This window comes from Brunnivagina elsteri CCALA 953 (genome assembly GCF_002289455.1).
In the GTDB taxonomy this organism is placed as follows: domain Bacteria; phylum Cyanobacteriota; class Cyanobacteriia; order Cyanobacteriales; family Nostocaceae; genus Brunnivagina; species Brunnivagina elsteri.
In genome coordinates this window covers 1-26,779 of sequence record NZ_NTFS01000020.1, presented here as the reverse complement: position 1 = coordinate 26,779, position 26,779 = coordinate 1, and the positions used below count along the sequence as shown (strand labels likewise).

Annotated in this window: 22 protein-coding genes; 11 read left to right on the top strand and 11 right to left on the bottom strand. The window is 38.8% G+C overall.

What is annotated here, in order from left to right; genetic code table 11:
- Window positions 1–312: 312 nt before the first annotated feature.
- Window positions 313–648 (top strand): DUF2656 family protein, encoded by a 336-nt coding sequence (locus tag CK510_RS30820; RefSeq protein ID WP_245911828.1) that lies wholly within the window; start codon window positions 313–315, stop codon window positions 646–648.
- On the opposite strand, the gene CK510_RS03320 is transcribed toward CK510_RS30820, so the two are convergent.
- Both CK510_RS03320 and CK510_RS03315 read right to left on the bottom strand, forming a co-directional pair.
- Window positions 578–1,087: a Bpu10I family restriction endonuclease gene (locus tag CK510_RS03320; protein ID WP_245911827.1), complete on the bottom strand. Its 510-nt coding sequence runs from the start codon at window positions 1,085–1,087 to the stop codon at window positions 578–580. The two genes, CK510_RS30820 and CK510_RS03320, sit on opposite strands and share 71 nt — an antisense overlap.
- A gap of 51 nt (window positions 1,088–1,138) precedes the next feature.
- Complete coding sequence (locus CK510_RS03315) at window positions 1,139–3,331, bottom strand: TolC family protein (protein WP_095720339.1); 2,193 nt, start codon at window positions 3,329–3,331, stop codon at window positions 1,139–1,141.
- Window positions 3,332–3,798: 467 nt separating this feature from the next.
- Between CK510_RS03315 and CK510_RS03310 the strand changes: the two genes are divergently transcribed.
- On the top strand, window positions 3,799–4,668 hold the full coding sequence (locus CK510_RS03310; RefSeq protein ID WP_095720338.1) for a tetratricopeptide repeat protein: 870 nt from the start codon (window positions 3,799–3,801) through the stop codon (window positions 4,666–4,668).
- Window positions 4,669–4,935: 267 nt separating this feature from the next.
- Here CK510_RS03310 and CK510_RS03305 read toward each other — a convergent pair whose 3' ends face one another.
- The gene (locus CK510_RS03305) at window positions 4,936–5,340 is read right to left on the bottom strand and encodes a response regulator (protein ID WP_095720337.1); all 405 of its coding nucleotides are present in this window, start codon (window positions 5,338–5,340) and stop codon (window positions 4,936–4,938) included.
- Between the two features lie 289 nt (window positions 5,341–5,629).
- Between CK510_RS03305 and gyrA the strand changes: the two genes are divergently transcribed.
- Window positions 5,630–8,137 carry a DNA gyrase subunit A gene (gyrA, locus tag CK510_RS03300; protein WP_095720336.1) on the top strand — a complete coding sequence of 836 codons (2,508 nt, stop codon included), beginning with the start codon at window positions 5,630–5,632 and terminating at the stop codon, window positions 8,135–8,137.
- A 238-nt stretch (window positions 8,138–8,375) separates the two neighbouring features.
- Window positions 8,376–8,558, top strand: a complete 183-nt coding sequence (locus CK510_RS03295) for a CAB/ELIP/HLIP family chlorophyll-binding protein (RefSeq protein WP_095720335.1) — start codon at window positions 8,376–8,378, stop codon at window positions 8,556–8,558.
- Window positions 8,559–8,766: 208 nt separating this feature from the next.
- Here the strand turns inward: CK510_RS03295 and rpoD are convergent, their stop codons facing one another.
- The gene (rpoD, locus tag CK510_RS03290; RefSeq protein ID WP_095720334.1) at window positions 8,767–9,927 is read right to left on the bottom strand and encodes an RNA polymerase sigma factor RpoD; all 1,161 of its coding nucleotides are present in this window, start codon (window positions 9,925–9,927) and stop codon (window positions 8,767–8,769) included.
- Window positions 9,928–10,841: 914 nt separating this feature from the next.
- Here rpoD and CK510_RS03285 point away from each other — a divergent pair.
- Both CK510_RS03285 and CK510_RS33850 read left to right on the top strand, forming a co-directional pair.
- Window positions 10,842–11,132 carry a hypothetical protein gene (locus tag CK510_RS03285; RefSeq protein WP_095720333.1) on the top strand — a complete coding sequence of 97 codons (291 nt, stop codon included), beginning with the start codon at window positions 10,842–10,844 and terminating at the stop codon, window positions 11,130–11,132.
- Window positions 11,133–11,457: 325 nt separating this feature from the next.
- The gene (locus CK510_RS33850; RefSeq protein ID WP_281256977.1) at window positions 11,458–11,583 is read left to right on the top strand and encodes a hypothetical protein; all 126 of its coding nucleotides are present in this window, start codon (window positions 11,458–11,460) and stop codon (window positions 11,581–11,583) included.
- A gap of 154 nt (window positions 11,584–11,737) precedes the next feature.
- Here the strand turns inward: CK510_RS33850 and CK510_RS03280 are convergent, their stop codons facing one another.
- From CK510_RS03280 to CK510_RS03270, 3 genes are all read right to left on the bottom strand, one after another.
- Window positions 11,738–12,781, bottom strand: coding sequence for a hypothetical protein (locus CK510_RS03280; RefSeq protein WP_095720332.1), 1,044 nt, complete (start codon window positions 12,779–12,781; stop codon window positions 11,738–11,740).
- A gap of 92 nt (window positions 12,782–12,873) precedes the next feature.
- Window positions 12,874–14,583, bottom strand: coding sequence for a DEAD/DEAH box helicase (locus tag CK510_RS03275; protein ID WP_095720331.1), 1,710 nt, complete (start codon window positions 14,581–14,583; stop codon window positions 12,874–12,876).
- A 162-nt stretch (window positions 14,584–14,745) separates the two neighbouring features.
- Window positions 14,746–16,167: a hypothetical protein gene (locus CK510_RS03270; protein ID WP_095720330.1), complete on the bottom strand. Its 1,422-nt coding sequence runs from the start codon at window positions 16,165–16,167 to the stop codon at window positions 14,746–14,748.
- Between the two features lie 800 nt (window positions 16,168–16,967).
- Here CK510_RS03270 and leuA point away from each other — a divergent pair.
- Both leuA and CK510_RS03260 read left to right on the top strand, forming a co-directional pair.
- Window positions 16,968–18,764 (top strand): 2-isopropylmalate synthase, encoded by a 1,797-nt coding sequence (gene leuA, locus CK510_RS03265; protein ID WP_095720329.1) that lies wholly within the window; start codon window positions 16,968–16,970, stop codon window positions 18,762–18,764.
- A 318-nt stretch (window positions 18,765–19,082) separates the two neighbouring features.
- Window positions 19,083–19,670 (top strand): Crp/Fnr family transcriptional regulator, encoded by a 588-nt coding sequence (locus CK510_RS03260; protein ID WP_095720328.1) that lies wholly within the window; start codon window positions 19,083–19,085, stop codon window positions 19,668–19,670.
- 180 nt (window positions 19,671–19,850) lie between these two features.
- Here CK510_RS03260 and CK510_RS31415 read toward each other — a convergent pair whose 3' ends face one another.
- Both CK510_RS31415 and CK510_RS03255 read right to left on the bottom strand, forming a co-directional pair.
- Window positions 19,851–20,009: a hypothetical protein gene (locus CK510_RS31415; RefSeq protein ID WP_158224828.1), complete on the bottom strand. Its 159-nt coding sequence runs from the start codon at window positions 20,007–20,009 to the stop codon at window positions 19,851–19,853.
- 438 nt (window positions 20,010–20,447) lie between these two features.
- Entirely contained in the window at window positions 20,448–20,747 is a 300-nt protein-coding gene (locus CK510_RS03255) for a 30S ribosomal protein PSRP-3 (protein ID WP_095720327.1), read from the bottom strand.
- A 244-nt stretch (window positions 20,748–20,991) separates the two neighbouring features.
- Between CK510_RS03255 and CK510_RS03250 the strand changes: the two genes are divergently transcribed.
- Window positions 20,992–21,786, top strand: a complete 795-nt coding sequence (locus CK510_RS03250; protein WP_095720326.1) for a TIGR01548 family HAD-type hydrolase — start codon at window positions 20,992–20,994, stop codon at window positions 21,784–21,786.
- 125 nt (window positions 21,787–21,911) lie between these two features.
- Here the strand turns inward: CK510_RS03250 and CK510_RS03245 are convergent, their stop codons facing one another.
- Window positions 21,912–22,463 carry a GNAT family N-acetyltransferase gene (locus CK510_RS03245; RefSeq protein WP_095720325.1) on the bottom strand — a complete coding sequence of 184 codons (552 nt, stop codon included), beginning with the start codon at window positions 22,461–22,463 and terminating at the stop codon, window positions 21,912–21,914.
- On the opposite strand from CK510_RS03245, the gene CK510_RS32530 reads away from it, so the two are divergent.
- The gene (locus CK510_RS32530; RefSeq protein WP_211293074.1) at window positions 22,463–22,660 is read left to right on the top strand and encodes a GNAT family N-acetyltransferase; all 198 of its coding nucleotides are present in this window, start codon (window positions 22,463–22,465) and stop codon (window positions 22,658–22,660) included. The two genes, CK510_RS03245 and CK510_RS32530, sit on opposite strands and share 1 nt — an antisense overlap.
- A 73-nt stretch (window positions 22,661–22,733) precedes the next feature.
- On the opposite strand, the gene CK510_RS03235 is transcribed toward CK510_RS32530, so the two are convergent.
- On the bottom strand, window positions 22,734–24,554 hold the full coding sequence (locus CK510_RS03235) for an ABC transporter ATP-binding protein (RefSeq protein ID WP_095720324.1): 1,821 nt from the start codon (window positions 24,552–24,554) through the stop codon (window positions 22,734–22,736).
- 515 nt (window positions 24,555–25,069) lie between these two features.
- On the opposite strand from CK510_RS03235, the gene CK510_RS03230 reads away from it, so the two are divergent.
- Window positions 25,070–25,879 carry a hypothetical protein gene (locus CK510_RS03230; RefSeq protein ID WP_095720323.1) on the top strand — a complete coding sequence of 270 codons (810 nt, stop codon included), beginning with the start codon at window positions 25,070–25,072 and terminating at the stop codon, window positions 25,877–25,879.
- Window positions 25,880–26,779 lie beyond the last annotated feature (900 nt).

Here is a 26,779-nt window from a genome sequence, read left to right as displayed (position 1 = left end):
GATTTATTTAAGTAATATTACGGATTGTATTCAAAGAAGCGATTTAAGAATTAAGTATTTGAACTGAGGTAATGATAAAACAAGTATCCTAAGGAAAATGTTTGAAACAACCAAAATTGGCAAACATTTATATTTTCTTTAAAAAAAGGATTTTCTAGATAATGTTTTAATTAAGAGTTGATATTTATATAACTTGCGATACTCCGTAGGAATCCTCTATCAACCATTGCAATCAAGTATCTTTACCTAAAGTAAGTGACAATATCGCGATAAAATAAAGTTCTAGGGTGCTTATACTTACAGGGTTAGACAGTGGCTGATTTTTCTCAGGGACGAATGTTGCTATCCCACAACTTTGATATTGTGGATGGAGTTGTTCCCCCACTCAGTCGGGAAGAATTTGCCAAGTTATTTATCGAAGGTTTACCAGAATCGGCTCAATGTCGTTTAGTAAATAATCCCCATTGGATTATTGAAGTAATATTTAATACTGGTAAGGTTTCTCCGACAGAAATGGGAGAAAAATATGCTCAAGTGTTATTAAATATTCGCCGCAATCAAATTAAAGAAGGTTTTTCTATGCCGCATATTTTGATATTAGGGGGCATAAAAACGACACCAGTAATGAGTAATCGCTGGAGAGTTTGATCCATTCCATCAGCACAATATATAAACTATTTGGGTTTCTAGCCTTTAAATCCTCTGCTGCTCTTGATGAACCTTCGAGCATTGTTTTATCAAGATATGTTTTGCATTCAATAACTACAACAGGAATATCAAAAATATGAGTTTCGATGTTACCTGTCACCTTCACTTGTGAGTAATTGTCTGGCTCTTCTTTGACCAGAGTAATTTTTTCGCCTAAATTATCATTCTGTTCTGGTGGAGGGGCAGATTCAAAAGATACTTGTATAGTTGCTCCAATCACAAAGTCATGGTCTTTTTTCTCAATGCGTGCATAAGGTCGTTTGAGCATTTCTGAATATTTTGGTGGAACAAAGAAAATATCTTTAAAAGTATGCGATTTCCCAATTAAAGTATTCTCACCAAAATCCCTTGTTAAATCTTTAAATAAACGCGATCGCAACAGTTACTTCCGATCGCGTCCTCAAAAAAAACAGAAAAAACAGAAAAAGATTTACACTTTTACAGAAACTGCCCGTTGCAGGTTAGCAAAGGCACGATTGTAATCCAAAATAGCTGTAACCCGATTACCTTGAGCGCGAGTCAGGTCATTTTCTGCTGCGATTACATCGGTTTGTGTGCCGACACCAGCTTGAAACCGCAACCTGGCAAGTCGTAATGCCTCCAGAGCTTGGTCAACGGATGCCGTTGCTGTTTGCACATTTTCTAAATTAGACTGCAACTGGGCGTAAAATTGTTCGACTTCAAAGCGAATTTGGTTACGTTGGTTGGTGAAATTGCTTTCCGCGATCGCAATGTTGGCTTTTGCTTGTGATGCTTGGGCTTTTGCCGCACCACCATCGAATATATTCCACTTCGCTTTCACACCTACAGAATAACCATCAGTAGCGCTAATCTTATCGTTGTACTGGTCTAATAAATCATAAGTTGCTACCAGTGCCACCTGTGGTCCAAGCTGTGATAATGCGAACTTGCGTCTTTGTTCACCAATATTGCGTTCAGCTAGACGTTGTTCTAATTCTTCCCGATTTTGGTAGGCATAGATGATGCTTTCTTCCAGGGATTGCTGCCATAAAGCTACGACTTTTACTGATTCGGCAGTACTAATATTGACAGTTTGCGGCAAGTTTAATAGTGATACTAATTGTCTTTGGGAAATTTGTTGACGCGATCGCGCATTGACATAATCTTGTTGGGAATTAGCCACATTAACCTGCGATCGCAATACATCAAATTTTGTCCCAACTCCCGCACGTTCCAATGCTTGAGCATCCCGCAAACTCGCTTGGGCATTTTCTACAGCAGCGCTGGAAATCCGTAGTTGTTCGTCGGCAGCTTGTAAGTCGTAGTAACGAGTCGTAACGCTCAGACGAATTTCTTGAAACCTTGTCTCCACATCCAACTTACTAATTCTCATCCTTTCTTTAGCTTCGCGAATACTTGCTGACCTCCGACCTGATGTATAAATGTTGTAGTTAATCTCCGCTTGCCCTGTAAATGCTGTCCTCGCTTCGTCTGTGGCAGGAAGAGCTACACCAGAATCTACCGATAATTGGTCTTGGGCTGATGTGCCGTTTGTTAGGCTACCACTTATCCCAAATGTTGGATATAGCGCCGCTTCTGCTTCTCTTAAACCAGCACGACTACGCTCTAACTCCAAAATTGCCGTTTTTAGTTGCGGATTGCTGTGACGGGCAATTTCTAAGGCTTGTTCGAGAGTTAACGGCTGATTTTCCTGAATTTTCACCTCTTCTGGTTTGCTGGGAACAAGTAAGGAAGATGGAACTGGGATTGAATTTTTTTTGTGGTGGTGTTCTTCCTGTTGAGAACCAGATTTTTTCTCGGAATGGGAAGAATTATTTTCCTGTTGATTTTTATGCTGTAATTCCTCCTGTTGAAAATCAGATTTTTTCTCGGAATGGGGAGAATTATTTTCCTGTTGATTTTTACGCTGTAATTCCTCCGATTGAAAATCAGATTTTTTCTCGGAATGGGGAGAATTATTTTCGTGCTGATTTTTACCCTGTAATTCCTGCCGTTGAGAATCAGATTTTTTTTCGGGATGGGGAGATTGTCTCAACCTGATAGGAGAATTATTTTCGTGCTGATTTTTACGCTGTAATTCTTCCCGTTGAGAACCAGATTTTTTCTCGGAATGGGGAGAATTATTTTCGTGCTGATTTTTGTGCTGTAATTCTTCCCGTTGAAAATCAGATTTTTTCTCGGAATGGGGGGAATTTCTCAACCTGATGATATTTTTTTTGTGTTGTAACTTCTCCGGTTGAGAGCCAGATTTTTCTTCATAATTGGGAGAATCTCGCGAGATAAAGGTAGTGTTTTCGTCGCTCTTTTTTTCCTGCTGGGCAGTAGCACTTAAATCAGGGCTTAAATTAGGGCTTGAATCAGTGCTAGAAGTAGAAGGAGACGAAGACAAAGAGAAAGAAACAGGGGAAGTTTGGGGAGAAGCAAGGGAAACTGAAGTTAAGGGAAATAACTCTGCTGCCTTTCCGACTTTTTCTTCATTTTTTTGCACCACTGGTAAAGGTAAAGCCTCAGCGCTTTGAGATGATGTTGGGATAAAAAGCGCGATTCCTGCGGAAAGTGGTGCTAAAGCAATACTCCAAAATACAAGTTGTGGTGCGAATGCAATCCAAGAAGAATGCAGAAGAAATTTAGAAAAATTCATAGCTGGTTCGTGTAGGGGTTTGTCAGCAACTTATGCAAAACGGTTGTGCAAAACAGATTTGAACAAACTTCAAGGGATGTAAAACCTTTCCAAGCGACAAAAAACTTGGAAAATTAAGAGTAAAAAATCAATCTGTTAACTGGTTTGAAGCGATGCACAAATAAAAGATGACAAATAATAAGCTAATGTCAACTGATACACTTAACTGTTAACCATTAACTATTAACCATTAACCATTAACCAGTGTCGCGACTTTGCTTGATATCAGCTAGCGCATCTCGTAGATATCGACGCACTCAGCTAGATTTATTCAAGTCTATATGGAGCAAAGCAAGACTTTCCATTAAATTTTCCCTTTTTCTTTCCCCGAATTCAGGGCAGTTATGTCACATTTTGCTGTCGTCAATAGCTGAGATAGTTTAAGCTATCTGAAAGATTGTTTGATTTTATGGCAATAGAAGGTTAGCGTGCCGAAAAAAACTAGTTTAATTTCTCTCTTGGTTGTTTGTAGCTTGTGGATTATGCCCAAACATGCGAACGCACAAGCTCTCATACCACATACCGTACAACTTGATGCCGCAAAACTCGAAAAACAAGGTTTGAGTCTGGCTCAAGAAGCTGCTTCCCTGGGGCAGTTTCAACAGTACGAATTAGCTCTACCGCGAGCAAAGTTAGCATCACAGCTTGCACCAAAAAGCGATCGCGTTTGGTTCCTTTTGGGTGGTTTATATTTACAAACCAAAGATTACAACAATGCGATCGCATCCCTAACCAAAGCCCAAACACTCAACCCAAAAAATGCTGCTGTTCAGTTTGCCCTGGGTTCGGTTCATTTCCAACAGCAAAAATATCAACAAGCTGCCAATTTCTACATGGCTGGTTTAAAGATAAAACCCAACGACTCCGAAGGGCTGTTTGATTTAGGCAATGCTTACTATATGCTCGGCAAATTACCCGATGCGATCGCGCAATATAACAAAGCTGTCTCTCTAAACCAAAAGTTCTGGCCCGCTATTAATAACATCGGTTTAATTAAGTATGAACAGGGTGACACCCAGACAGCCATCCAAAAATGGCAATCTGCCGTTGTTTTAGACAAACAAGCCGCAGAACCATTAATGGCATTAGCTGTTGCATATTATACTAAGGGCGACCAGCAACAAGGGATTACATTGGGTGAACAAGCACTTCGCATTGATAGTCGTTACGCTAACTTAGATTTTCTCAAAGAAAATCTTTGGGGTACGCGCTTACTTGCGGATACTAAAAAATTCGTCGAGTTACCGCGCATTCAAGCCGCAATTCAACAAAGCGCAAGCCAACCTGCTCCAAGATAGTAGGCAGTTAGGGAAATTCGCTTTTCCTCGCAGAGCGGGAAGCTAAAGCTACGTAAATTGTTTTAATTCCCCAATCCCTCAGCCTATTGATTTATTACCGGTAAAGTAGTACATATATATTGTAAAAGTTAGAAAGCAGCAACCTCATAGTTTTTTGGTTACTGCTTCTAAAAAAGAGTTGATTTCGGGTGATTTTAGTACGACATTAGTTAAAGTAATCTTGGCAAGAATCAGAAAATGTTCTAACCTTGCTGTGAAATTAGTTTTCTATTGGTCGTTCTTAGGTAAGAGTGCCAGAATTTGGTCAACAAATTGTTGATGATCGACAACAGGCTTAGAAATGTAGTCATCAGCACCACTCTGCTTAAGAAAGCTCTCGCGATCGCCTTCCATCGCGTGTGCTGTCACCAAAATAATTGGCAAGGAAGATGTTTGTGGATCGGATTTCAACATTTGTGTAATCTTGATACCATCGACAGATTTACCTTGGTAAACACTGCGAGATAGGGAAACATCCATCAAAATGATGTCAGCTTCTCCGCAAGAAGCAATTCTCATTACCTCTTCCACATTTTCCGTATGTTTGACATCCAAGCCACCTCGCTTGGTTAAAATCTTGGAAAAAACACGAGCATTAATTAGATCGTCTTCGACAATCAGAACAGTTTTCATGAGAATTTAGCTGATTAGGGTGATGGGGATAAATACGTGATTAACACAGTTGTGAGTCTCCTGCCAGTTCGGATAACGTGGATAAACCCTCGTAAACGATTGGCTCTATTTGTTAATCCATGTGTTCCCCCGTCATCAAGGATAATACTACTGCTTTTTATCCTTTGAGTATCAAAAATTTGTGTTGAAACCCTATTCATCCGCTATGCTGTGGTTGCAAGAGTGCTTAGTTTCAACGTCTTTAACCACTTACGGCTATTCTGTGTAATTAAATTTCAGGTAACAACTCATGGCAAAACAGTTAAACCTTCTCTCTACGGGACAGGTAATCACCACAGCCCTGCATACCGAGATGCAACGGTCTTATCTTGAATATGCCATGAGTGTGATTGTCGGGCGAGCCTTACCCGATGTCCGCGATGGCTTAAAACCGGTTCACCGTCGGATTTTATATGCGATGCACGAATTGGGACTTACCCCCGATCGACCTTATCGAAAATGTGCCCGTGTTGTTGGGGATGTTTTGGGTAAATACCACCCCCACGGCGACCAGTCGGTTTACGATGCTTTGGTGCGGTTGGTACAGGATTTTTCCTGTCGTTACCCCCTACTGGCTGGACATGGTAACTTTGGTTCGGTTGATAATGACCCTCCGGCAGCAATGAGATACACGGAAACACGCCTTGCATCCATTGGTCAAGACGGAATGCTGACGGAGATTGGTGAGGAAACTGTTGATTTTATTGGTAACTTTGATAACTCCCAACAAGAACCCACGGTTTTACCAGCCCAGTTACCATTTTTGATTCTCAATGGTTGTACGGGGATTGCTGTGGGCATGGCAACTAATATTCCCCCCCACAATTTAAATGAAATTGTTGATGGTTTGATTGCGTTGTCGGATAATCCGGAGTTAACCGACGAAAAATTATTTGAATTAATACCTGGTCCCGATTTTCCTACAGGTGGAGAAATTGTCGGGATTTCGGGGATTCGCGAAGCTTATACTACGGGGAAAGGTAGTATCGTTTTACGTGGGATTGCCAGTATTGAGGAAGTTGCTGGGAGTCGCGGCAAAAATAAGCGCACGGCAATTATTATTACCGAATTACCATATCAAGTTAATAAGGCTGGTTGGATTGAAAAAGTTGCCGAATTGGTTAACCAAGGACGGTTGAACGGTATTTCTGATATTCGTGACGAGAGCGATCGCGATGGGATGCGGGTGGTAATTGAACTCAAACGGGACACCAATCACCAGGAGGTTTTAGCAAATCTCTATCACCAAACAGCCCTACAAAGTAATTTTGGGGCGATTGTTTTGGCGATTGTTGATGGACAACCCCGACAATTAAGTTTGCGGAGTTTGCTGCAAGAATTTTTAGATTTCCGCGAACAAACCCTCAATCGTCGCTATAGTTACGAGTTGGGTAAGGCGGAAAATCGTGCCCATTTGGTGGAAGGTTTGCTCAAAGCTTTGGCAAATTTGGATGAAGTTATTACGATTTTACGCCAAGCTCCCGATGGCAGTACGGCAAAAGAAACCTTAATAAATCGTCTGGAATTAGCTTCTGTCCAAGCTGATGCGATTTTATCAATGCCTCTGCGTCGTCTCACAGGTTTAGAACAGCAAAACCTCCAACAGGAATTTAACGAACTCTCAGAACAGATTACAGGTTTACGGAGATTGTTGAGCGATCGCAAGGAATTACTCAAGTCTCTCAAAAAGGATTTGCGTAGTCTCAAGCGGAAATTTGGTGATGAACGTCGCACCAAAATCATTGCTGCCGAGGAAGCAAGATTTTTACGTGGTCGTGGTAGTAAAGGAGAAATTTCTGACGACGATGACGAAAAAGTCAAGCAAAATCTCAAGTTAGACATTCCCTCCGAAGATGTCATCCTCGAACTTACCCATCGCGGTTATGTGCGCCGAAATCAGCCCAATGGCAAAAAATCAAAAGTCGATAACAATACCTCGGAAAACGATTTTACTCTCCTCACCACCCCAACCGACACCCACAAAGAATTATTAATCATCACCACAGGAGCCAAAGTTTATCCCATCACTGTTGGTGATATCCCTCCTTCAACCGGACGCAATGCACGGGGAACTCCCCTCATCACCCTACTCAGCAATACAGCCCAAGGAGCCACAGAGGGCATTCTCACCCGCTTTATGCAGCCAGAAAACCCTGAAGGTGAGATGATTCTCCTCACCAAACAGGGACGCATCAAGCGCTTACCCCTATCGGAATTTACCAATCTCACCCGTCGCGGCATCACCATTGCCAAACTTAAAGATGACGATGAGTTATTACAAACTCAATTCACAAAAGCCGGAGAACAGCTAATTTTAGCCAGTTCCGGTGGACGTTTGTTACGGTTCGCCATTGAAGAACAACAGTTACCAATCATGGGACGGACGGCAATGGGTGTACAAGGAATGCGCTTACGAATCAACGAAGCGATCGCAGGTTGTGTCACCTTCAAAACCGCAGACAAAATATTACTTGTCACCCAACAGGGATATGCCAAACAACTACCAGTTAGTAATATCCGCTTGGCAAACCGAGGTGATATTGGTATTCAGGTTTGTAAATTCACCAGTAAAGCCGATGCTTTAGCTGGGATTACCCGCTTCAATCCTGAATCAGAAGTAGCATTAATTACCAATCAGCAACGAGTTGTGCGTCTTGCCCTAAATACGGTGACTACATCCGGTCGGGATAGTATGGGTGAAAGTGTCGTTCAACTCAACCGTGACGAAAAAATCATTTCTGTTGTCGAAATACCTTAGGGAACACCAAGAAATAAATTCTCCAAAATTGTAGGGGCAAACGGTTGTTTGCCCTAATTTATATTCCATCCAAACGAGAAGAGCCTTAGCACAACTTTCAAAAAACAATCATCAAAAAATACCAGCAAAATTTAGAATAAATACGAATATGTAAATATATGTAATATCTAGGAAAAATTTGTTATATTAATTAACACAAGGTCACAAACCTTAATTATTGTAGTTTGGATTATTAATCATGGCAGATACAACAGTGAAAGGTAGCGCAGTAGTAGCAGAAGACCGTAATGGCTGGCGTTGGGGCTTTACTCCACAAGCGGAAATCTGGAATGGTCGCTTGGCAATGATTGGTTTCGTCGCTGCTGCTGGAATCGAAGTGTTTTCTGGTAAAGGATTTTTACATTTCTGGGGTATCCTGTAAATTCTTGTAATGTCTATTTAACCAATACCTGATGTTAATTTTTAAACCTGGGAAGAGATGTGCCTCTCTTTTCCAGGTTTTTCAGTTTCCCTTTAATTCGGTAAAATAAAAACCCACCGCAATTGTTGTACTCGCAGCAGGTTTTAGTTTTTGTTAGAGAAATTATTACCCGACATGAAGCCGGGATAAATTCAAAATCTATCAAATTCTATCTAATATACTCTTTCAACACACTGTTACGATTAGGATGGCGTAACTTGCGTAGTGCTTTCGCTTCGATTTGACGGATACGTTCGCGAGTAACATTGAAGATTTGACCGATTTCTTCAAGCGTCTTCATCCGTCCATCGTCTAAACCGTAACGCAAGCGCAAAACATCACGTTCCCGTGGGCTGAGACTGTCGAGGACTTTCTCTAAATCTTCCCGTAGCAAGTTCTTGGAAACTTGGTCTTCAGGGGTTTCACCGTCAGACTCAATAAAATCGCCCAAACGAGAGTCTTCTTCTTTACCGATGGGGGTTTCCAAGGAAATAGGTAATTGCGCTGATTTGGCAATAAATCGTAACTTCTCGATGGTCATTTCCATCCGAGTTGCGATTTCTTCTTCAGTGGGTTTGCGCCCCATTTCTTGGGAAAGCAACTTAGTGGTTTTCTTGATCCGTGAGATGGTTTCGTACAAGTGTACTGGTAGGCGAATAGTCCGGGATTGGTCTGCGATCGCTCTCGTAATTGCTTGACGAATCCACCAAGTTGCATAGGTAGAGAACTTGTAACCTTTTTCATGGTCGAATTTCTCAGCAGCACGAATCAAACCAAGGCTACCTTCCTGAATTAAATCTTGGAAGGACAACCCACGATTCATATATTTCTTGGCAATTGAAACCACAAGGCGCAAGTTTGATTGCACCATTTTGTCTTTTGCCCGACGACCAACGTGTAACCGATGGCGAAATTGGGGCAGAGGAAGTTGTACGGCTTCTGCCCATTCACTATGTTGGGGTTCTCTGTCTAATTGCTGACACAATTTTTCCCAAACTCTCTCTAATTCGAGTAAATCGGCAATTTTGCGCGCCAACTCGATTTCTTCATCGGCTCGAAGCAAACGAATCCGACCGATTTCTTGTAAGTAAAGACGAATCGAATCTTCTGTATAATGCTTCTTTTTTGTAGTTGTCCGACGACGAGATTTGGCGGCTTTTCCAGACTTAGCGTCCTCCTCATCCGGGGATGGTTCTAAAAACTCATCCATTTCGCCATCCGAGTCCTCTTCGTCATCTATTAAGAGTTCTTCTAACTCGAAATCAGGCTGAATGCCAACTTTTAGTTCTGGCTGATAGATATTTTCGAGTACGTTATTAGCCTGGTTCATGCCGCGTTCCTCATGCTCCTTGCAGAATCAATTGCTCAAGATATATTTGCTGCTTTTTAAAGCTAGCTCAACTGTCATTTACCTAATGGTTGATGACTCATTTACCTAAGATAGTTTCGGAAGTTATACCCATGTTCAGGAACAAACTTGTAAGATTTTTCAAGCTCTAGTCAAGCTCTACCCAATCATGTCCTTATACTAAATAGTATTCGGCACTTCCTCAAGTTTCTATTTTGACTTTAATAGCTACAACAAGTTCCATTTTGGTACTTTGCGATGCAGTCAAAAAAGTCTCGATAGAACTTCTTAGTCAGATTTAAGTGTAATCAACGTTGCTAGACAACAAAAATTACAATTGAATAGTCTGTAATAGACTATGTTTTGCTAGAAAAATTACTACCTCATCCAAAAAAATATCTTCCCAAGGGATATTTTCTTGTAAAGACTGTTTAGATTGTAGCCTGTTTCACAAAAATTGCACTGTTTTTGTGTAATACCCATGAAGTAATTAAGTAAGATGAAGCCTGCTGTCCCAATTATAAATTTAATGCCTTGGTGATACATCTGAATTTTTCCAAAACTTGATGGAATTACAACAATATTGTTGTTACTTTAAATATCCCGTACACTTAGTTTTGTCTAATTCAAAGTATTCTCCAAAACATGAATTATTTGGTGAGTAAGCTATATTCTGCTAACTGGGAAGGGAAGTTTTATTGCACTCTTTTTTACATTGCCTTTATGGGTTTCTGAGTGGACAATTGTCATATTTGTTGCTGGGTATTTACTCACTCATGGTATCTACAGGGAAATTTAAGTTAGATGTGGGAAAGTTTTTATTTCCGCAAATTCTGGCTGTAAAACAGCGTTTAGTACCCTTAACATAGATAGCCTTTGGTGAGGACTTACCCTGAATGACAGCTTCACGCACTGAGAAAGAGTACAATTTAGCTGAATATGCTACAGGCACTGATTTTTTGTTGGACGAGTCTTATTTTGTTCAAGTGACTCAACTTGATGAAGCCAGTAACCTTAACTACATTATTAAGGCTTGGATTGAATCTACCGTTTGGCGGATTAATTCAACTTTAGCTTATTTAATTTTAATCGCACCCAACCGTGCTGCTAAAATGTCACCCTTGAGAGACTTGACAAACTGTTCCTATTGTATACAAGGTATTCTAATCAATTCAAAAGGGATTTAACACTCAGGACTAACAATATTATCGTACTTGATACAAAAATGCCTAGTGCGATCGCAAAATTTCCACGAGAAACCCAACTCTAATCCCAATTTTAGCCATTAAGTGTAAAGAAAACAATTTAATTTTTACATTTTAGCCATAGTTTCTGCTTCTCCGAGGGGATGAGTAGGGATGTTTAAGTTTTTGTCACATTTGGGGAACAACGGCAGTAGGGATTCAGAATATTTGTCTTTGTTCTTACTAGAACTAGGTTTTAGCCAATTAAACTTGGATATGTGGAAACTGTAACTCCGACGATATGGCTGTTCTATCTCTTTTTGTAAATATGGAACTAGAAAACAGAGTAGATGGCTACATTGATAGCTATCACTGGGATGTGTCGCTAAACCACCTCTGCGATCGCAACCGAAATGTTAATTTTTGTTGCGAAGCTGGAACTCCCATTGGATGAGGTGAGAGAGTATCACAGGATTGAGTAGTTACGATAACTATGTTGTAAAACTTGACTCAAAAAACATTACGAAATCTTTAAATAATGATTCGATTCCAAGAAGAAAGTTAAATTTAGATTTTCCCCTTTTCTGTTAACCGTTAACTTTTTACAACTATTTCCAAGCAGAGGGTGAAATTATTTTTGCTTCTTTGTCATCTAAATAAAATTCGTAAACGGGTTCTCCTGAAACTTCGCAGCGCAAAGGTTCAATTATTTTTGTGAAGGGGTTCCAAACTAGGGTTACATCTCTTTTAATTTTTTTCCTTTGCAAAGTACAGTTAATATGTACAGTTGGCAGATGTAATACCATCGCACTATGTAATTTTGCTGAGGCAGAAAGTGCGTATCTTTCGCGAATATCGGCAATTTTCCTGTCTAGCTCTCTGTTTGTGGCTTCAATTCTAGCTTGTTCTTTTTCTTGCTGTTCAACTGTTAATTCTTTGTGTTGTATTTTGGCAGCAATCTCAGTACTGATAGTTCCGTAATAATTTTTTAATCTCTCTTCATCTCTAGTTAAAGCACGATGTAATTTTGCCTGCCAATTTTCTAAATCTGTTTGAATCAGATTTGCAGATGTCTCTTCAATGATGTGAGATAGTTCGCGATCGCTCATATTTTGAGCTAGGGAAGTATCATCGACGGGAATTTTATCGGCATCCCATAATAACGCATCACCTATGTCTACAGGCGACACAGATGTAAATTCATTAAAAATAAATGATACCATACCAATTCGTTTTTCATCAGCTTCTGCGGTATAAGCAACGTTACACCAAATATAGCGAGTGGTTTCTGGTTTAGCATCAACAAAGCGAATTAAACCATTCAGAGGTTGTATTTTTTGAGATATTTGTTTTTCAAATCCTGAAGTTTTTAGATAACCATCATATTTAATTCCTAAAGTAGTGACGTTACCAACTTCTGTAAGAATTTCTGCAAATCGATTCAGGAGTTCTGAATGATAGCTAATAAATTGGCTATTCGGGGTATTAATAGCAGTACTAAAGGTAGTTTCTTCTTCTAATTGAAGTGATTTTGCTAATTTTTCAGGTAGAAGTACATTAATTGTTTTCTCGTCTATTAATTCCGCAATTCCATCATAGGTGGAAATTACGATTTCCAAAGTATTAATGATTGGGTCATTTGTTGCAAGCATGTTTTTTAATGGTTAGTAGTTACTAATTCCTAATTTCTGATTCCTAATTCCTACTGATTAGTGATTACTGACTCCTGATTCCTAATTCCTGATTAAGCTTCAAACTCTTCACCAAATATTTTCTCATCTAATTCTTGAGTTTCTTGATATTTATCTTTAGCTTGAAGTAAATCATCAGCTAATTTTTCAAAAGCAGTACTAATATCTTGGTGTGATTGATTCTTTAACCAAATATCGATAACTGTCTCACTAAAATCAAACTCATCATTTACATTGCCTAAAATAGTTTCTATCTCACCAACAACCAACTCAAACATATTAATTTTGTCATGTAATATTCGCAATATATACTCTTCAATACTGCCTTGTAGACAAAAATTAAAAATAAATACATCTTGGGTTTGTCCAATGCGATGAATACGTCCAATACGTTGTTCTATTTTCATCGGATTCCAAGGTAAATCGTAATTCACAATCGCATTTGCAAACTGAATATTTCGTCCTTCTCCTCCAGTTTCCGATGCAAGTAATACAGGGAGATTATCACGAAAAGCTTCGATTGCCGCATCTTTTTGTTTTAAAGTCATATCTCCCAAAAATTCTGCAAATTCGATGCTATTTTCTTTAAAAACTTTAGCAAGATATGCTGATGTAGCTTTATGGGTAGTAAATACTATTGTTTTTTGCGATGATTTTTTCAGCAATTCAACTAAAGTACGAGACTTTTCTACTTGTTTAATTTGACTTGCACGTTTAGCTAAAGTTTTCAACTCTTCAAAATCTAATTTTTGGGAGAGATTTTTTAAAGATTCCCCAAGTGCATTTGGACTAGAACCAGATCGCATTAACAAGTTGGTACGAGAAAGTTTATCTAGATGTTCGCTGTGGGTTCTCAAAAATTCGCTTAAATCAGAATATAACTTTTTCTCGCTTTCACTAGGAGTAACTGTAATAGTAGTCGCAAAGCGTTTTGGTAATTTTACATCAACTAAAGAGCGGGTATTTCGTATCATTACTTCCCGCATCAAACTACGGAGTTTTTCTGGATTTTTGGGGATACGTCCATTTTTTGATGATACATATTCGCGTTTAAAATCTGCTTCTGTTTTCAGTAAACCTGGTTTTAATAAAGTTAATAAATTAAACAATTCTACCAGGGAGTTTTGTACTGGTGTTGCAGTCAGCATTAAGATAAATCTTTTATTTAAAGAGTTGACTAATTTCCAATTTAAGGTATTCCGATTTTTTAAATGATGTGCTTCATCTACAACTACTAAATCCCAGTTACGTGATGTCACTAAAGGGTAATGTTTGGCTGATTTTGCTGTATTTAAAGACGCGATGATATGGGGATTTCCTGTCCAAAATTCTTCTGGGTTTTGCTGTCTGCTGTCGTCATCAGTTGTGATTGAAGAAATACCAAACTTTGTCCCTAGTTCTAATTGCCATTGGGAAACTAAGGAAGCAGGAGTTAGTATTAATATTGATTGAATCATTCCTCTTGCCAGATATTCACTAACAATTAATCCTGCTTCTATTGTTTTTCCTAATCCAACTTCATCAGCTAGTAATGCACGTCCACCAAATTGTCGTAATACCTTTCTTGCAGTTTCTATTTGATACCAGTGTTTGTCGATTGTAGTGAGGGAAGGTAAACAAACTAATTGGTCATAGTCTGCCATTAATGATAGTTTGAATAGCTCATTACGAGCATTATAATATTTGATGTCGTCATGTTGCCTCTGTTTTAAGGCTGTCATTGCTGGAGAATTTTGGAATGTGAAATTGTAGGTATTATTCATTGGAAAATTAGGAGTTAAGAGTTAAAAGTTAAGGAGTATCACAATATGCTTGAAAACTAAGCAAATTCTCTATATTCCTCTGCGAACCTCTGCGTAAACCTCTGCGATACTCTGCGTTTAAAAGCAAAATCAGACAGTTAGAAAATTCCCATTCCAAATTACCTAATTTTTCCTTTTACTTTTTTTATCGGGGAGTTCAGCAGCTTGCATTAGTGGAGATTTGCGTTTTTTTGCTGGTTGAGATTGGGGTATATCAATTTGTGTTGAAGACTCGAATACCTCTTGTTCTTCCAAGTCAATTTTACGAGATGTAAATAAGTCTTTAAAAAGTGAATTTCCTTCTAAATTATTATAGAAGGATTCTAATGCACCTTCACCAGGTTCAGTAGCAAGGAGAGTAACTTTTTCAATACTGGTTGCAAAGAGACTTACTTCATTGGCAAATTCGGTTTCAGAAATACTATGAGGAGGCAACCAGCGATGTACAAAATCGTATTTCCATAGTTGTGTCTCAAACAACCTAATCACCTTTGTTTTTAGGGTTTTACTTGCTGCGATCGCATCTTTACATACAGCTTCTCTAATAATTCCTTTTTGACGTAGGAATTCGTATACATAAGGGATTCCCCAAACAACAGCAACTAAATCTGCTCTTCGATTAGACAATAAGGTGTTAAGCAATCTGCCCAGATATTTATCGAGTTGTTGTTCTGTAAAAGCAAAATAACTATCTGGATGTTCTAATTGCTTTTCGGAGCGTTCCCTATCTCCCAAAAATTCTAAAACTGATTCCCAAATTGCTTGGCTAGTGATAAATTTTATTTGCTTTTCAGTTGCCATATATTTGAAGAAATTTGTTGATAATGAAACTAAATTTCTTTCGCGTTTTTGCTTTTTCTTATAGTCAGTGAAAAACTGCCGATCGATTTCAATTTCTGTTGTTAAATCATCACGAATATCTACAAGCCATTTTTGACCAGTTTCGGGATTAAATCGATTGACTACAGTTCCAATTGATTCCCAATCTACATTTTCTCCTTGCTGTAACTTTTGATAAGCTTGTTCTACCAAATCCAGCAAAATAATTCCCATGAAAGTGACTTCGGTTCCCGGTATTATGTCATCGGAATTTTTAACTGGTTCGTAACTAATTTCGCACAAATCGACTAATGCTTCTGTGACTCCGTAATATCGCAAATAATCGATTAATGGCATCATTTGGTCGATATTACTAACAGGATTAGCTTTAAACTGGGATAAACAATTATCGATCAGTTCTGGTTGATTGCGAAATAAATAATACTCAACTCGTAAATCGTCGAGGTATGTAAATTCTTGAGCATAAAGTTCTGGTTGTAACTGCTGTATTTTTTCAATTACCGACAGAAATTCTGTAATTAAATTATTGCTGTCAAATTCATCTTTTAACTCAACTAACAACATCCCTAAGTCGCATTCTTCAATAATTTCCTGGGAAAGTGGTTCTTCAAGTGCTTCCATCAAGAGGGAATATTTGTCATGTTGGGAAGCAAGTTCGTAGGTTTCACACCACTTTTCTGGTTCTGTCGAGATTTGAGAAGGCATAACTTCACGATCGCAGCACTATATTCATTACTATTATTTTACGACTGAGAGTACCTAAGCTGTTTTTAAGATTGTTTACGAAAAGATTTTTCTGGATAAATACTTGACCAATTTCGCGATCGCAAGATATGATACTCTCTAAGTAGTGGAATTAATAATTATGTTTACTCAGCAGCTATCTCTACAACTAAACTCTAGCCTTCTACTTGGGCTAGAACTGCTACTATGTGAAGTCTAAGCTTCATCAAGATTTTTATTCATCAATAATAGTTTTAAATGCTTAATCTCCAGTATTAAGCTTAGGTTTTCCCTATCTTCGCAATTTTCTTCATATATTTAGGGTTAACAACCAGATATTTCAGGGTTATACTGCCCACGGGTAAAAACTGAACTTTTGTCATGCTGACTTATGTTGCATCTTTAAGGTTTTTACGCAATCTAAAAGTATAGTTGTAACCCGTTTTTAGTTTTTAGTATAACAACCAGATATTTCAGGGTTAACAACCGTTAACCCCTACTGGTTTTCTGCGATCGCAATAAACATCACAATATAGAGAGACGTTATATATCAAGTCTCTACATTCTCAAATTCTGACTACTGGCATTCTCTGAGAGGTATTTATGCGACTTTATCTATCAATTGAGGCATTGCTACGACTATTTACGGGTTGTCAGATGTGGATTTTGCAGCAACCTGATAACCCATTTGTGAATCGTCAAATTTGTATAAATATTCGGAATATTTTCGCTGCAATCCCTCAAAATTACGAACAAAATCACGAAATAAGGAAAAAACGAACGTGTTGAAAAATCCAGCAAATAAATATCGTCCCTTTCCAGCAATTAATTTACCGAATCGCACTTGGGTAAATCAAATAATTTCCCATCCTCCAACTTGGTTAAGTACGGATTTACGGGATGGAAATCAAGCGTTAATTGAACCAATGAATATTGAACGCAAGTTGCGAATGTTCGATTTATTGGTAAATATTGGTTTTAAAGAAATTGAAGTTGGTTTTCCTTCCGCTTCACAAACCGACTTTGATTTTGTTAGACATTTAATCGAACAGCAATTAATTCCCGATGATGTCAAAATTCAAGTATTAACTCCAGCACGGCAAGAATTGATACATCGTAGCTTTGAAGCATTACGCGGTACAAAACAAGCGATCGTACATTTATATAATGCCACTTCACCCGTATTTCGTCGCACCGTATTGGGTTTAAATCGGGAAGGAACGATAAATTTAGCCGTTTCCGCAGCAACATTATTTAACCAACTCGCAGCAACACAACCCGAAACCAACTGGCAATTTCAATATTCCCCCGAAACATTCACCGCAACCGAACTCGAATTTGCTAAAATCATTTGCGATCGCATTCTCGATATTTGGAAACCAACACCAGAAAATAAGGCGATTATCAACCTCCCCGCAACGGTAGAAGTGTCAACACCAAATATATTTGCTGACCAAGTAGAATGGATGCATCGCAATTTAAGCCGTAGAGATAGTATAATACTCTGTGTCCACCCACATAACGATCGAGGTTGTGGGGTTGCGGCTGCGGAACTTGCCCAAATGGCAGGAGCAGAGCGGGTTGAGGGATGTTTATTTGGGAATGGAGAACGTACCGGAAACGTCGATTTGGTGACGTTAGCGTTGAATTTATATACCCAAGGAATTCATCCCGGTTTGGACTTTTCTAACATCAACGAAATTGCCCGAATTGTTGAAGAATGTACCCAATTACCCATCCCAAAGCGTCATCCCTACGTTGGTGATTTGGTATTTACAGCTTTTTCCGGTTCCCATCAAGACGCAATTAAAAAGGGTTTCGCCGTCCAAAAATATGATACATTCTGGGAAGTACCATACTTACCCCTCGATCCTGCTGACGTTGGACGTAGCTATGAATCGATTGTACGGGTAAATAGTCAATCTGGCAAAGGTGGAATCGCGTTTTTATTGGAACGTGACTATAATTTGAGCTTACCTCGCAGATTACAAATTGAATTTAGCCAAATTGTCCAAAAATTCATGGATGCTAGTGGCAAAGAATTAGCTTCTAGGGACATTTGGCAGTTGTTTGAGCAAGAATATTTGCAGGAAAGAGAATCGTTGAAATATGTATCGCATCAATTGTATGTAGCAGAAGATGGAACACAAATGCTGTCGGCTAAATTACAAATAAGTAATGAGTATATCACGATTCATGGCAAAGGCAACGGTCCAATCAACGCTTTTGCGATCGCATTAGATTCCATACTCGATTCTGTATTGGGTTTTAAATTAGACTCAAAATTGCAAATTCACCATTACGAAGAACATTCTCGTCATTTTGGCAGCAATTCTGAAGCAGTTGCTTATATGGAAATAGCGAGTCATTTTGCCACAGGATTTGTAACAAAAACTTTACATGGTGTTGGCATTGACTCTAATATTGTCACAGCATCTTTAATGGCGATTACCAATGCAGTCAATCGAGCCAGAGAGCATGAGATGACAGGGTTTGGAAGCAAGCAAATTAAACAAAGTAAACAAATCATACAGTCAGAAAGGTATCAAAACTTCACGGTAATTCAACCAAATTTGTGAGATATTTTTCTGTAATTATCACTAGTTAAAAAAGCGAAAGTTTTAACTATATAACCGAATCCAACTTTCTCGATCGGGGTAAGATTTTTACTTACCCTGGTATTACTAATCTCATGATTAAAGGTCATCTAAATATTTCAGAGCATTTGAATTGTAACCTACGTTACTTTATATTTATTTATTAGGTTTTATAGATTTTCTCAATGGACATAAAAGAAAAATTAATAGAAAACTTTTTCAAAAAAGAGTTTTAATGGTATCCGGGCAGGATATATTTGTAACTAAGTTGTTCCCTGTTAAATATTCGGCTAAAAAAATATGTCTGCTATCTATAAATTTCCTGAAACTACCGCTCCACCAACGAAGCAACTTTTTTCACGTCGTGGTTTTCTGCCTTGCGGACAAAATAATCTTTGGTATATCCAAAGTGGAGTGGTAAGAACTATGACTTACCTGGAGGATGGTACTGCGGTTACTCTAGGCATTTGGAGTGACGGTGATATTGTTGGAGATGCATTATCAACAATTGAACCCTACATAGTTGAGTGCTTGACTTCAGTTGAGGTTACTCAATTCAAATTGAGGGAGAATCATCAGTTAATGAAGACTTTAACCTCCCATATCGAGCAAACAGAAGAGTTAATGGTAATTCGTAGTCAGAAAACCATTGATTCAATGCTAATTAAGTTATTGGCATGGTTAGCGAAAAAGTTTGGTAAGGCAGTTGACAATGGACAATTGATCGATTTGCGTATAACGAATCAAGATATTGCTGATATGCTAGGACCAACTCGTGTAACTATCTCCCGTGCTTTGAGTCAATTTGAAGAACAAGGAGTAATTAAGCGTCTTCCCTTGCATCGCATTGTATTATGCGAAGAGCAATTGTTCGGTTACGCAAGTTGATTCAATGGGGAGTCGGGAAAGTTAACAAATTTAACAAAGTTAACAAATTTAACCCGACTACGAACTTCCAGAAAATAAAATTTCCCAATCTAATAGATATAGACCGATCAATTGTAATTCTATCACTAGTGAGGGTGGGGAGACCCCACCCCTACAACTAGTTTGTTTCTTGGTTTTTCCCTATTCCACTTCTTTAATACGGGTTTTTCGTTCTAATATTTCCTTCAATACCAACGTCAAAACAATTCGCAATACTCCGAAGCGGAGAAGCAGGCTACGTAATTCGTAATTCGCAATACTCGCAGAGCGAGAAGCTAAAGCTACGCAATTAGTGCCCACGGATGAATCCGGGGGCTTGAACCAAGCAAAGTTCCTAACTTATTCATCCATAAATAAATTTAGAGAGCAATGAGGCGGTGTCGGTTTCTGTCCCGTCCAATTGCGGAGGGCTTGTACCATCAAGGAATAATTGGTCACGACAGCAAGTAGTGCCAGAATTTTGTATAAAAATGAACGTAGAGACGTAGCAGTGCTACGTCTCTACAAAAGTTTCAGACAAAGAATAATTAAATTAGATCAATGTCTTATCAAAGTCTTAAAATCTCAAATTTTTAAGATTGATAAACCAAAACAGCTTAAAACTTGACTAATATAGAACCCCTCTCCAAACCTCTCCCCTTGCCAAGGGGAGAGGCTTAAGAATATCAGTTTTTCACAACTAAAAAGTTCAGCTTTTAGACGTTTTTAGTATAAACCAAGATAGGTTGGACAAAAAAATCAAGCGCTACCTGTAAAGGTGACTTCAGGGAACTTAGATTGGGCTTCAACCATTGGGCGTTTTCTACCCTCTTCTTGCCAATAGTTAATTACTTCTGTAGCTTTATTGAGTAGTTCCACTCTATCTACATCAGTAATCCAATGTTTTGACTCTAACTCCTTTTTTAGTTCTTCCCAGGCATCATTACGGGGCCAAAAGAAGTACTTTGTTAAAGGGCTAGTACCTTTACCAACAATTTGATCCACCGCTAGGGCGACGTTCTCATCTAACCAGAGAATTTTTAGAATAAACTTGGTCAATCACACCTCCGGGAAATATCCGGGCTTAACTTACTGACACTGAGCCATCCGTTTGATTTTATAGGATTGGCGTTGCGATCGCTTATTTTAACCCAATTTCTCACCACCTGAGCAACCCATTGTGGGGATTCATCCACAATCAACTGTAAAAAGCAAAGGAAAAGGTAAAGTAATTCAGTAATTAGGGGCAATTCGATGCTCCATTCCCAATTCCCAATTTCAACTTATTTAGCCAACGGATTCCATGAGCGAACAATCCTCAGCACACACAATTATTGTTTTCGATATAGATGGCGTTATCCGCGATGTCAGTGGCTCATATCGCCGTGCATTAGCTGATACCGTAGAACATTTCACCAACAACGGCTATCGCCCAACACCAACAGATATTGACAAGCTAAAATCTGAAGGGATTTGGAATAATGATTGGGAAGCATCGCAAGAATTAATACATCGTTTTTTGGAAACTCAGGGGGAATCTCGAAATCAAAGCCGGATTGATTATGAAACAATTGTGGCTTTTTTTCAATCGCGGTATCGAGGCACAAATCCAAATCACTGGGATGGATATATTTGTGATGAGCCATTATTATTACAACCTAAATACTTAGAAGACCTGACAAATGCTGGGATAGCATGGGGCTTTTTTAGCGGAGCGACTCGTGCTTCTGCTACCTATGTTTTAGAAAAAAGGCTGAATATCAAACCACCGATTTTGATTGCGATGGAAGATGCACCTGGAAAACCCGATCCAACGGGGTTATTTGCTGCTGTTCGTCATCTCGAAAAAGGTGATACAAACCCAGCGACGGTGATATATGTGGGGGATACTGTTGCTGATATGTATACTGTGGAAAAAGCCCGGAGTCAGCAAAATCAGCATAATTGGATTGGTGTTGGGGTGTTACCTCCCCATGTCCAGAAACTACCTTCACGGCGCGAAGCCTACGCAGAATTACTGATAGATGCGGGGGCTGAAATGGTGTTTTGTAATGTTCAAGATTTAACACCTGCCAGGGTTAAAGTATTGGTAGGTTAAAGTTTGACTAATATGGAACCGAAATAAAACTACCCCACCTTAATCCTCCCCTTGGAAAGGGGAGGAAACAAGATTTCGAGTTACTACCCTTTGGGATTCAGTTTTCGGTGTTCAGGGGAAGGAACTTAAACCAGCATCATTGGTACAATTGATAAACCTTGTGTCAAACCCAATGCGATTGGTAATTCTCTAGGTAAATTTTCTGCATGGGTGGTAACAAAACCGAATTGGTTGTAAAAGGGAATTAATTCGCGATCGCATGATAAATAAACTGGTTTTTTGGCTTCGTTGATTAAATGCTCTACCATGCAGGAGCCTAGTTTCTGGTGTCGATATTTTTTTTTGATACAAAGATTAAATATGACGGAATACTTTTTCTGTATACGTAGTTCGACACATCCAACCGCAGAACCGTTATAGTCTATTACCCAAAAATCAGAATAATCCCTTACCTGAATTTCGTAGATCAGATATATCCCCATTAATGCTGTAAATAGTAAAACATGAATAAATAAGAAGACAAAGCAAAGAATTATTAATGCTAGCCAATAAATATTAATTGGCAAGATATTAACCCCATCGTTCCAAGTTAGCAAAAGTTCTTTAATTTTCCATTTATCTTTTGCACGAGCGTGACGTATAAAGAAATTTGGCGGTAAGTAAAAGCGATTTTGCATTGATTAGGGTATTTCGTGCCAGATTCTATTCAAATATAGCAATTTGGACATCAGAGCTTACCGCGATTAAAAATGCGCTCAACGAGGAAGCAAAGCAATTCTATGAGAAATGCGGTTTTACCCCTTCAATTATTGCACCAATGACACTCATGGTTACTATTAATGATGCAAAAGTGGCTTTAGGGATTGTGGAATAATATTAAGAATTTGGAATGGTGCGTTATGCGATGCTAACACACCCGACTTTTATACTTTATTTAATCCACATTTCTACTTGTATCCGGCAGCTTGTAATAAAAATAATTCTGCGTATCTTCCTTTCGCTTGTAATAATTGTTCGTGGGTTCCGACTTCGATGATTTCTCCATTTTCGATGACTAAGATTTTATTTGCCATGCGGACAGTGGAAAACCTATGGGAAATTAGAAATACCATTTGATTTTGGGTGAGCGATCGCAATCTTTCAAATATCTCATATTCGGCTTGGGCATCGATAGCGGAGGTAGGTTCATCTAAAACGAGGATATCTGCATCTTTCCGCATAAAGGCACGGGCAAGGGCAATTTTCTGCCATTGTCCTCCCGATAATTCCTGCCCATCTTTAAACCATTTACCTAGTTGGGTGTCGAATTGTCTGGGCATTTTTTCAATGAATGGTAATGCCATGCCTTTTTCTGCTGCTAATTGCCAGAGTTCTTCATCTTCGATGCGTTTGACATCACCCACACCAATATTTTCGCCGACTGTGAACTGGTAGCGGACAAAGTTCTGGAAAATTACCCCGATGCGCTGTCTCAACACTTCTACATCCCAATCTTGTAAATCCAATCCATCGAGTAAAATTCTCCCAGAATTGGGATTGTAAAGCCTTGTCAGGAGTTTGATTAGGGTTGTCTTCCCGGAACCATTTTCACCCACAATTGCCAGCTTTTCCCCTGGTTGCAGATGGAGGGAAATATTCTTCAATGCTGGCTGTAAATTCCCTGGATAGGTAAAAGTCACCTTCTCAAACCGAATTCCATCACCAGGTTTTAATCCTGTAGTGGCATTACCAACCGAAGTCGGAACATCTGCTTCGAGGAAGTCGTAAAGATTGGAGAGATACAAATTATCTTCATACATTCCCCCAATCGAAGTCAGAGTATTAGAAAATGTCATTTGTCCTTGGCGAAAGACGGTAATATACATCGTCATATCTCCCAAAGATATCTTCCCAGCGATTGTTTCCAAAACAATCCAACCGTATGTAGTATAAAAGGTTGCAGTACTTAGTAATCCTAATAAATATCCCCAAAATCCCCGTTGTAAAGTTAAATCCCGGTCTTCGGTGTATATTTGATGAAAAATATTCCGGTAGCGTCGCACCAACATTTCCCCTAACTGGTAGAGTTTGACTTCCTTCGCAAAATCTTCGCGAGCGACTAATGTCTCTAAATAATGTTGTTGTCGGGTTTCCGGGGCACGCCAACTAAATAGACGAAAGCCTTTGGCAGCGAATTTGGTTTCCGAGACAAAGGTGGGAATAGATGCAACTACGAGGACAACTACAGCCCAAATGGAAAATTTGACTAGTAATGCACCGTAAGCAATCAGCGACAGAGCATTTTGCACCAACCCGAAGGTACGAGTCACCAACGACAAAGGACGAGATGAGGCTTCACGACGGGCATTACTCATCTTGTCGTAAAATTCCGAATCTTCAAATTGAGTTAATTCTAAGGTTAGAGCTTTGTTTAAAATCAGTTCATTCACCCTTTGTGCCAGCAACAAGCGTAATAATGACTGACAGATATTTTGACCCCGTTGAGTCAATGCTAAAATTGCGACTGCGAATGCTTCTAAGCTAACAAACCCCAATACATGGTAAATATTCGGATTTGGGCGTGATTGTGTGGCGAAAACAACCGCATCAACAATTAATTTGCCAATATAAGCAACAGCAGCAGGTAATATACCAGCCACTAAAGTGAAGATACCAAAAATCACCGTTAGCCGACTACTAGTAGTCCAGACTAAATTCACAGCGCGATCGCTATAGCGAAAAACGGCAACGGATTGGCGGAGAGCATTACTTAGCTTACGAATTCCCATACTATATAAAATAGTACAAAACTAGGCTGTTTTTAAAGATTTTTGCGATATTGCGATCGCACTTTCCGCGTTAATCGCTGTAAATACATAATCTATGGGGATGGCGATAAGCAATGCGTATCGCGCTCTAGGAGGTTAATCTTTTTTGATTCACCCAAAAATGAGTTTATTCAGTAGTTAACACATAGTTTTTTTTGGCAAACTCACTGAATTCGCTGAGGTTTTGTGGGTTTGTTTGTTGAGGAGGTTGGAAAATGCCAGATATTCATTATATTTCCACAATCTTACTTCTGTTAAAGATACCTTCAAATAAAACATCCAAGTATAAACACTAGTAAAAATACTTTTTAACGAGTTATAAAGCCCTATTTCATCAAAGGGTTTATCACACCTTTAGAGTGAAACATAGAAAATAATTTTTACGTAAAATAGTCAAAATAAATACCAGTAATCAAGTTTTTGATGGCAGACTATGGATAAGAAACAAATCAAATAAATCTTCAGAAAATAAAACAATGTTTAAACTATTTAAAGGCTTGGTTGCTGGAACATTATTAACAGCTGGTTTGACGTTAGTAAGTGCAGGACAATCGATGGCTCTTACCCTGGGGGGAACAGCAACCGTGACTGCGGATAATCACTACGGATTCTTTTCTGGGGATAAAGATGGAAAATCCCTGAATTTCATTGGACGCAACGAACTGGGTTCTAAAGGTAGTGTAGGAGCTTATAACTGGTCTAGTCCAGAAACTTGGAATTTTAATGTTGACTCAAAAGATTACTTATATATGGTCGTATGGGACGATCAAAGTGTTGATGAAACTTGGCTAGGTCAATTTGGCTTTTCTAATGGCGCGAAGCTGACTAGTAAGTCTACCGATTGGGAATACATGACCAGCAAAAATTCCAACCCCTTTACCCGCGCTAGTACAGTCGCAGTTGCAGATCGAGATAAAGGTTTCTTAGCAGCAGGCGATCGCTTTGAAGGAAATGTCCCTAAGAATGGGGAATTGGCTCAGGAAATTCTGGGAGGAACGTGGATTAACGCAATTAATCGAGGGGCTAATAATGGTCAAACTGGTCCTTGGGGTAAGATTAACGGCATCAGCGATACTGCACAGTTTCTCGAAACTACCACTGGTGATAAAGGACGAGGTAATTCTGGAAACACTCATTACACTATCTTCAGAACTCGTAATAATGTAGCAACTTTAGCGGGATTACCTGCTCAAGCTGTGCCAGAATCTAGTTCTACTGTTGGTATAGTTGCTGTCGGGATGTTGAGTGCTGGAGCATTTGCCAAACGGAAGTCGAAGGCTATCTAATCGACTTTAGGATTAACATTCATCATGGTTAAAGGGATACTGCAAACCAATACAATGCAGTATCCCTACTCGTGTAAATCTAAATCTTCTTATCAACCCCAAATATTGCGTCGTAACCCAACACAATACAAATTATCCATCCCTCACTGAGTATCTTTATTTTCTTAATGTGAAAATGAAAAGTCGGGTTTTTCCAATATAAATACGGTAAGAAAGATTAATTAGGTTTAAATAATTACACAAAATATCAGATATTTTCCAAAAACCAAGAATACTTTATTTAGTGCAATATAACTCCAGTGTGGGGGAACTTCTCAAAACCCAACAAATATTATAGTTTTATCTAATTCACTCTAAATCAAAATTGTCAACCGTAATAAAATGTCAAATCTATGTTTACATTACGGCACTAATTTCAGGCTTAATTTACAACAAAAAAAACAACGCAATAATAATACTTTCAGAGCGCCAAAAATCAAAGTCATACGCCTCCCGTGATTATTAAGAATATCGCACCCTGAAAGCACTGTCAATCCGTACACCTATTTTCCTTTTGTCAAGGTTCCCTGACATTCTTAACATATAAAGCTTTAATAATTTAAATCGTAATTGAGTGAAAGCATTATCTAGGCTTATATAAATTCCGAAAAGAGCTTGAGTGCGATCGCACTTATGTGGGGAAGATTTTGGTTATATGATATGCGGAAGTAATTTGTAGCGACTGTCTTGAGAGTCAAGCTTATTGCAGTCAGAAAAACTCAGGAAATTGGGTTTCTCCCCCGTGGGAAATCTCTAGTCGTTGGGATAAGCTAAAAAGCACCTGAATCATATATTAAGGCAGGCAGGAATGCCCACCCCACAAGAATTATAATAATTTAGATTATATGATTTAAATGCGGA

What these genes read in the sequence shown, in the direction of transcription:
- CK510_RS03315 (WP_095720339.1), bottom strand. Translation starts at nt 3,331, where the DNA reads ATGAATTTTTCTAAATTTCTTCTGCATTCTTCTTGGATTGCATTCGCA.
- CK510_RS03305 (WP_095720337.1), bottom strand. Translation starts at nt 5,340, where the DNA reads ATGAAAACTGTTCTGATTGTCGAAGACGATCTAATTAATGCTCGTGTT.
- gyrA (WP_095720336.1), top strand. Translation starts at nt 5,630, where the DNA reads ATGGCAAAACAGTTAAACCTTCTCTCTACGGGACAGGTAATCACCACA.
- CK510_RS03295 (WP_095720335.1), top strand. Translation starts at nt 8,376, where the DNA reads ATGGCAGATACAACAGTGAAAGGTAGCGCAGTAGTAGCAGAAGACCGT.
- rpoD (WP_095720334.1), bottom strand. Translation starts at nt 9,927, where the DNA reads ATGAACCAGGCTAATAACGTACTCGAAAATATCTATCAGCCAGAACTA.
- CK510_RS03285 (WP_095720333.1), top strand. Translation starts at nt 10,842, where the DNA reads ATGACAGCTTCACGCACTGAGAAAGAGTACAATTTAGCTGAATATGCT.
- CK510_RS33850 (WP_281256977.1), top strand. Translation starts at nt 11,458, where the DNA reads ATGGAACTAGAAAACAGAGTAGATGGCTACATTGATAGCTATCACTGG.
- CK510_RS03280 (WP_095720332.1), bottom strand. Translation starts at nt 12,781, where the DNA reads ATGCTTGCAACAAATGACCCAATCATTAATACTTTGGAAATCGTAATT.
- CK510_RS03275 (WP_095720331.1), bottom strand. Translation starts at nt 14,583, where the DNA reads ATGAATAATACCTACAATTTCACATTCCAAAATTCTCCAGCAATGACA.
- CK510_RS03270 (WP_095720330.1), bottom strand. Translation starts at nt 16,167, where the DNA reads ATGCCTTCTCAAATCTCGACAGAACCAGAAAAGTGGTGTGAAACCTAC.
- CK510_RS03260 (WP_095720328.1), top strand. Translation starts at nt 19,083, where the DNA reads ATGTCTGCTATCTATAAATTTCCTGAAACTACCGCTCCACCAACGAAG.
- CK510_RS03250 (WP_095720326.1), top strand. Translation starts at nt 20,992, where the DNA reads ATGAGCGAACAATCCTCAGCACACACAATTATTGTTTTCGATATAGAT.
- CK510_RS03245 (WP_095720325.1), bottom strand. Translation starts at nt 22,463, where the DNA reads ATGCAAAATCGCTTTTACTTACCGCCAAATTTCTTTATACGTCACGCT.
- CK510_RS03235 (WP_095720324.1), bottom strand. Translation starts at nt 24,554, where the DNA reads ATGGGAATTCGTAAGCTAAGTAATGCTCTCCGCCAATCCGTTGCCGTT.
- CK510_RS03230 (WP_095720323.1), top strand. Translation starts at nt 25,070, where the DNA reads ATGTTTAAACTATTTAAAGGCTTGGTTGCTGGAACATTATTAACAGCT.